General features: G+C 63.2%; 4 protein-coding genes and 1 pseudogene. 1 reads left to right on the plus strand and 4 read right to left on the minus strand.

Features of this window, described 5'->3' with window-relative positions; genetic code table 11:
- The 4 genes from H928_RS26295 to H928_RS0105380 form a co-directional block, all read right to left on the minus strand.
- Positions 1 to 733 (minus strand): PepSY domain-containing protein (locus H928_RS26295; protein WP_043338844.1); only part of this gene is annotated, 733 nt, incomplete at its 3' end.
- A gap of 34 nt (positions 734 to 767) precedes the next feature.
- Entirely contained in the window at positions 768 to 2,936 is a 2,169-nt protein-coding gene (locus H928_RS0105370; protein WP_021025580.1) for a TonB-dependent siderophore receptor, read from the minus strand.
- 90 nt (positions 2,937 to 3,026) lie between these two features.
- Positions 3,027 to 5,174, minus strand: a complete 2,148-nt coding sequence (locus H928_RS0105375) for a TonB-dependent siderophore receptor (protein WP_052329775.1) — start codon at positions 5,172 to 5,174, stop codon at positions 3,027 to 3,029.
- A 369-nt stretch (positions 5,175 to 5,543) separates the two neighbouring features.
- A complete protein-coding gene (locus H928_RS0105380) occupies positions 5,544 to 5,879 on the minus strand; it encodes a hypothetical protein (RefSeq protein WP_021025582.1) in 336 nt (111 codons plus the stop codon).
- 514 nt (positions 5,880 to 6,393) lie between these two features.
- Between H928_RS0105380 and H928_RS26300 the strand changes: the two are divergent.
- Positions 6,394 to 6,806 (plus strand): annotated as a pseudogene (locus tag H928_RS26300) (MipA/OmpV family protein); the annotation flags it as partial.

Consider the following 6,806-nt stretch of genomic DNA (forward strand, 5'->3'; position numbering starts at 1 on the left):
GGGCGGCCTCTTGCGCGGCCGATTGCTCGGCGCGGGCCGCTGCGCGGGAGGGCGCGCCCATCCAGCGGTCCACCGGCGCACGCACCGCATCAAAGGCCCAGTACATGCCGGTCAGGGTCAGCATCACATAGACGACCAGCACCCAGGTGCCGGCCACCGAGTGCAGGCCCCACAAAAACGGCCTGCCCTTGCGCCGTACATTGAAGGTGAGCCAGCTGCGCCAGGACAGCGGTTTGGCCGGCCAGCGCAGGTACAGGCCCGAGAGCGACAGCAGCAGCAGGCACAGCGAGAGGCTGCCCGTTATCGGTTTGCCATCGTCGCGCGGCAGCAGCAGCCAGCGGTGCAGGCGCTCGTTCCATTCAAAAAACTCGCGGCCGCTTTGCGCCGGCAGCTGGGCGCCGGTGTAGGGGTGGAGGTAGACGCTCTGGCCCCGGCGCTCACCCTTCTCCGGTGCAAAGGCCAACTGGGCGCTGCGCCCGGGCTCGGCGTACAAGGTAATGCGGTCGATACGGCGCTGCTCACCGCTGGCCCGCACTGCCGCCAGCAACTGGGGCGGCGTCAGCGCCGGGCTTGGCTGCACCGGCACGCTGGCGGTCCCCGGGTTGGCCCAGTCCAGCACCTCGTCCTGGAAGGAATAGGTGGCGCCGGTGAGGCCAATGACGATCAGCACCGTGCCTGCGGTGATGCCGATCAGCCAATGGATCTGGAACCAGATATTTTTAAAACTCCACATGCTTGTCTTTGTTGTCTGTTGCTTAGGCCGATGTTTAGAAATCTATGACCGCGCGCAGCACGGCCTGGCGGCGCTCACCCAAGGACACATAGATGGGGCTGCCCGAGGAGCTGACATAGTTCTTGTCGAACAGGTTCTTGACGTTGAGCTGCAGCTTGACCATGCGGCCGCTCCAGGGGCGCTCCCAGCTGACAAAGCTGTCGGCCACGGTGTAGCCGGCGTTGTTGAAGCTGTTGGCGGCATCGCCCGCGCGGCGGCCCACATGGCGCAGGCCGGCGCCGGCACGCCAGCGGCCACTGTTGCTGGCTGCAAAATCATAGGCGGCAAAGAGCGAGGCGGTGTGGCGCGCCACATTGGCCAGGCGGTTGTCCTGGTATTGCGGGTCGTCGGTGACGGCAGCATCGGTGTAGGCATAGGTGCCAATCAGCTGCCACTGCTTGCCCAGGCGGCCAGCGGCATCCAGCTCCAGGCCGCGCGAGCGGGCACCGCCTACGGCGCGGGCATAGCTTTGGCCGTCGATGGTCTCGTTCACCACCACATTGCGCTTGCGGATGTCATAGAGCGCAGCGGTGGCGGTGATGCCGGCCGGCGACTCCCACTTGGTGCCCAGCTCCCAGGCCTTGGCGGTCTCGGGCGGCAGGGTGCCGATGACGCTGCCAATGCTGCTTTGCGGCTTGAAGGATTCGCTGTAGCTGCCGTAGATGGACCATTCGGTACTGGGCTGCCAGACCAGGCCTGCGCGCGGCACGAACTTGCTGCCGTCCGCCTCGCTGCCCACCACAAAGGGCCGGCCCTTGCCCGCGATCTGGTCGTAGTGCTGCCAGCGCCCGGCCAGCTGCAGCAGCCACTGGGGCGAGAGGCGGATCGAATCCTGCGCAAACAGCGCCTGCTGGCGGATCTTGTCGCTCTGCGCGCTTTGGGCCTCGTCGATCGTGGTGGCGTTGGGCAGGTTGCCATAGACCGGGTCGTAGACATTGAAGCCGCCGCTGTTGCTGCCCCGGATGATGTCGCGGCGGAAGATATTGCTGTCTTCGGCGTCCAGGCCGGCCAGGATCTCGTGCGTCATGCCGCCCGCCTGCAGCTTGCCTTCCAGGTTGATCTGGCCCACATGCTGCTGGCTCAATGCGCCGCGCGTGCCATCGGGCCGGCGCGTGAGGATGCCGGTGGTGGGGTTGAGCGACACCGGCCGGGCCTGGTAGTCGTCATAGCGGTTGCGGTTGTAGCTGTAGGCGGCGTTGAGCTTCCACTGGCTGTTGAGGCTGTGCTGGGCCTGCACGGTGAAAAAGTCCGAATCGCCCAGGGTGCGGTTGTAGGCCTCATCCAGGCGCTCGCGGCGGTCGACGGCCACCGGGCGGCCGGTGCGGCTGTCGATCACGGTGCCCCGGTCAAAGGGCTGCTCATAGTCGGTGTGCTCGTAGGACATGCGCACATAGGTATCGCGCCCATACCAGGCCAGCGACGGGGCGATGACGGTCTGGCGGTTCTTGCCAAAGTTGCGCCAGTAGTCGACATCGCTGGTGTCGGCGATAAAGCGGTAGGCCAGGCCCTGCTCGCCGATGGGGCCGGTCAGATCGAGCGAGGCACCGCCGCCGCCGTAGCTCGACAGCGAGGCGCCCACCTGGCCGGCAAAGCTGAGCTGGGGCTTTTTGGTGACCATGTTGATCACGCCGCCCGGGTCCATGGTTCCGTAGAGCACCGAGCTGGGGCCTTTGAGCACCTCGACCCGCTCGGTCGTGAAGGTGAGGTTGCGGGCCAGCACGGTGCGGATGCCATCGCGCAGGATGGAGCCATCGCGGTTAAAGCCAAAGCCGCGCTTGATCACTGCATCTTGCGTGCCGCCCAGGGTGTTGGCCTGGGTGATGCCGCTGACGTTGTAGAGTGCCTCGTCGATGGAACGCACCTGCTGGTCCTGCAGCACCTGGGCGGGCACCACGGCAATGGCCTGGGGTACATCGCGCAGCGCGGCATCGCTGCGGGTGGCGGTGGTGGCGCGCTTGGGCTGGTAGCCGACTTCCTGCGCCTTTTCTTGCACGATGACCTGGGGTAGCACGGCCTCAGCGGCCGTGGCGGTGGTGGCGCTGGTGGCCGTATCCGGCGCGGTTTGTGCAACGGCGGGCCAGGCGGCAATCGCCAGCGCGATGCTGCTCAGGCAGGTCAGCGGGTGGAAGGCGGCGGAGCGGGCGGTGGTGCGAGAAGGGGTCATCAGAGGGTCACAAAACAGGCGAAGCCATCGGCAAAAAGACCCGCATCAGGTGTTGCGGGTCTTGTTTTACGAAGGCGGGTAATAGGTGGATCAGAACGCGTAGCGGCCCTGGACGTAGAAGGTGCGCGGCGCGCCAACCATGCGGCCGGGGTTGCCGTCGACATTGCGGGTGTAGTAGCGGTGGTCGGCGATGTTGTTCACGCCGACCATGATTTCGCTGCCCTTGTACTGCGGCACCTTCCAGCTGACCTGGGCGTTCCACAGCCGAAAGCCGGGGATGCGGCCCACATTGGCATTGGCCGATTCGGCCTCGGTGTTGGCCAGGTCCGAGTACTGCTTGCTCTGGTGCGTGCTCGACAGGTTGAAGCCCCAGGCATTGCGCTCATAGCGCACGCCGACGGTGTCGGTGTTGCGGGCGTAGAAAGGCACATCGAGACCGGCGGTGGTGCCCGATTTCTGGATCGCCTTGGTGTAGGTGTAGTTGCCATACACCGTGGTGCCGGCGAGGGCGCTGGCCTTGTCAAAGCTGTACTCCAGCGCCAGCTCCAGGCCCTGGTGCTTGGTGGCGCCAATATTGGCAAAGGTGACGGGCACGACGCCCGGCGTCTGCAGGATCTGGTTGTCAAAGCGCAGGTCAAACACCGTGGCTTCTGCGCGCCACTGCTTGTCTTGCCAGCGGGCACCGAGCTCCTTGGTCTTGGCCACTTCGGGGCGCAGTGGGTTGGCTGCCGTTTGCGAGTTCAGCTGGATGTTCTGCACCGGGCCGAACGAGGTGGTGTAGTTGGCAAACAGCGTGAGGGCCGGGTTGACCAGGTAGGACACGCTGACCGAGGGCAGCCACTTGTTGTTGCGCGTGTCAAAGCTTTGCGCGCCGCTGCGGTCGTCGCGCTCGGACTTGATGTGCTCAAAGCGCACGCCCGGGGTGATGCGCCAGGCGCCAATGGCGATGCGGTCGTCGATATAACCGGCATGGGCATCGGTGGCGTTGTCGAACGAGGTGGTGGCGCCCATCACGTTGGTGGACAGGTTCAGCAGGCTGCTGTTGTCGTCACCACGCTCGCGGATGTAGCGGTAGCCCACGGTCACATCATGCGTGCTGCTGCCCAGCGCAAAACGCTGGGTGTAGCGCGGCTCGATGCCCAGGGTCTGGTAGTTGCGCGGCTGGTAGTTGATCTGGGTCTGCGCGGCATTGATCAGGCGGCTGGAGCGCGCGCTGTCGTTGTAGTAGGCGCGGATCTCGAACTCCTGCGTGTCCGACAGGGTGTTGATATAGCCCAGGTCCAGGCCCTTGCGCTCGCCATCCCACATGTCGGTGGGGCGGGTGTTCTGGAAGGGGTTGGCGTTGTACTGGGCCACCGTCAGGCCGCCAGGCGTGTTGGAGCGCACATCGTAGTAAGACAGCTTGCCGTAGACCTCGGAGGTGCCCGACAGCGCGTAGCGGAACTTCAGCGCCACATCGTTCAAACGCTCATCGCTGTCCTTGCGCCATTCGGAGCCCGTCATGCCCGAGTACAGCAGCGCCCAGCCCAGGCCGTTGTCCAGTTGCGAGCCCAGGAAGGTGCTGTAGAGCGTGTTGTTCTCTCCGCCTTTGCCAAAGCCGTTGTAGCGCATGGTCACATCGCCGGTGATGTCCTTGCTGGTGGGGATGGCGCGGGTGTTGAAGTTGATGATGCCGCCCACGTTTTGCGGGCCATAGCGCACCGCGCCGCCGCTGCGCACTACATCGATGGATTCGATATTGGCCAGGCTCACCGGGGCAAACGACAGCTGGGGTTGGCCGTAGGGCGCCACGGCCAGCGGCACGCCATCGAGCAGCACGGTCGAGCGCGGCGAGTAGCGGCCGGTCAAACCGCGCACCCCGATGTTGAGCGACACCGCGCTGCCTGCCGTGCCGGAGTTGTCGCTGCTTTGCACGCCGGGGATGCGGCGCATCACATCGCCAATGCTCGACGCACCGCTGTTCTCGATCACGTCCTTGTTGACGATGGTGCGGGCACCGGCAAAGGTCTTGAGCTGGTTCTGCAGACCGCTGCCCAGCAGATCGCCGGAGACCTGGATGGTCTCCAAGGTGCTCTCTGCGACCGGTTCGTCATCGGCAGGCGCTGCAGCCGCAGCATCTGCCGTTTGGGCCAGCACGCTGGCAGCGGGTGCCAGGCTGATCAGGACGGCTGCAGTGATCTGGCTCAGGGCTGGACGGGCGCCCGATGGCTTGCGCGAGGTGCTGGTGAATGCGGACATGGTAAAGGCAGCAAAAAACGAGGCGGGCACAGCACAACGGCGCCAGTCAGGGGCGCCGCAGCGAGGTTTGCCAGGGGATTGGTGTTAGGAATGAGAACGAATTGTATTTAAAAGCGGGGCTTGTCCTACACATTCAGCGCCGCTTGCAGCCCAAAAAGCGGTGATCCAGTGTGAATACCTACTTGTGGCCTACGTCGGTATGTTGCTTTGGGGCAACTAAGCGGGGCATCTCCCTACTCGTAGCAGGGTGCGGGGCAGGGTGGCAACAGGCGTCATCGTTGATGGTCGCTAGCAGCGCATTGCGGCTATTTGCCCCACTGCTAAGTTCAGCAGCCGCCAGAGGCGATCCGGCGGAAGCATGGATTGGTTTTACTGATCTTCCCATGCGAGACGGGAATCTCGCTCCTGCAGCGGCAACCAGAATCGCAATGCCGCCAAGGCGTGCTCCAGCGACACCCCGTTTACTTGGAACCCTCGATGCTCATGCGCAACCAGGTGGATATCGCCGTCTGCGGAGACCTCCATGATGAGGTTTCCGTAATCTACGCCTTCACCCAGGCACGCGATGGTGATCACATTCCCAGGTCTGAGATGGGCCTCCGTGGTGGCAAAGGCAGAGGCTTCGCAGGCGGCGTTTGCCTCCAGCTGAAACGGCTCAACGCCGCAGCGCTCAACCTCGATCTGGAAGTGGGTGTTGGGTCGCATGCAATGGGCCTGGCTAGATGGAGACGATGTACGAGAGGGATGTTTAGCGCACCGAATACGGGATGTATTGCAGACTTAAAGGCAACTTGGCGGTTGTCGGCGCCATCCAGCGCTAGGATCTGACTGATCTTGCAAATTGGTGTCCTTGTAGATCAAGGACATTTGCAGAATCAGTGATAACAGTTGATCCAGCCATTCTTACACTCTTGCAAAGGTCCTAGAGGCCAATCCAAGTGTGCTCTGCGAACGGACTGGTCGATGGCAGCTTGCGTAAAGATCCTACCCACCTGGCCAGCTTGCCGAGCTCGTTCCGATGGCGGCTTGCGACCCGAAGCGGGCATCGACCCATAGCAGAAGTGGACATTTGCGAGCGAACTAGGAATTCTTTTCAACTGTTTCGGCCCTCTGATTCACAAGCCGGGGAACGCACATTAAATACTTGAGCCGAGTAAGTGCGCAGTAATAGGACCTCGCTGAAGATTGTTTCCGTTCTAACTTAAAGACGGCTGTCTTCATGTCCTCCTTTGGCAATTTCCACTTTTCGCCACACGCCGCTCGGCGAGCTTTCCGTAACGCTGCCGCATGTGCGACTTTCGCGGCGATGACCAGCAACGCGCTCGCCGAGGCTGACCCTACAGCTGACGGAACGCAGTGGGGTTTGGGCCTCGCTGCTGGGGTGTTCCAACAACCGTATGCTGGTTCCGACAACAAGAACCGCGCATTGCCGCTGCTTTACGTAGAAAACAGCTGGTTGCGAATCGCGGGCCCGACAGCGGATGTGAAACTGGGCACTCTCCAGGGACGCTACGGCTCCCTCTCGTTCACCGGTCGGCTCAAGTACGACGGTGTGGGCTATGAAGCAAAAGACTCCCCAATACTGATAGGCATGGACAAACGGAAGGAAAGTGTTGATTTCCATGCAAACCT

The organism is Comamonas sp. B-9, from assembly GCF_000410635.1.
Taxonomy (GTDB): Bacteria; Pseudomonadota; Gammaproteobacteria; order Burkholderiales; family Burkholderiaceae_C; genus Comamonas.

Bases quoted from the DNA above. Each gene is read 5' to 3' on its own strand.
- H928_RS0105370 (WP_021025580.1), bottom strand. From the start codon at position 2,936: ATGACCCCTTCTCGCACCACCGCCCGCTCCGCCGCCTTCCACCCGCTG.
- H928_RS0105375 (WP_052329775.1), bottom strand. From the start codon at position 5,174: ATGTCCGCATTCACCAGCACCTCGCGCAAGCCATCGGGCGCCCGTCCA.
- H928_RS0105380 (WP_021025582.1), bottom strand. From the start codon at position 5,879: ATGCGACCCAACACCCACTTCCAGATCGAGGTTGAGCGCTGCGGCGTT.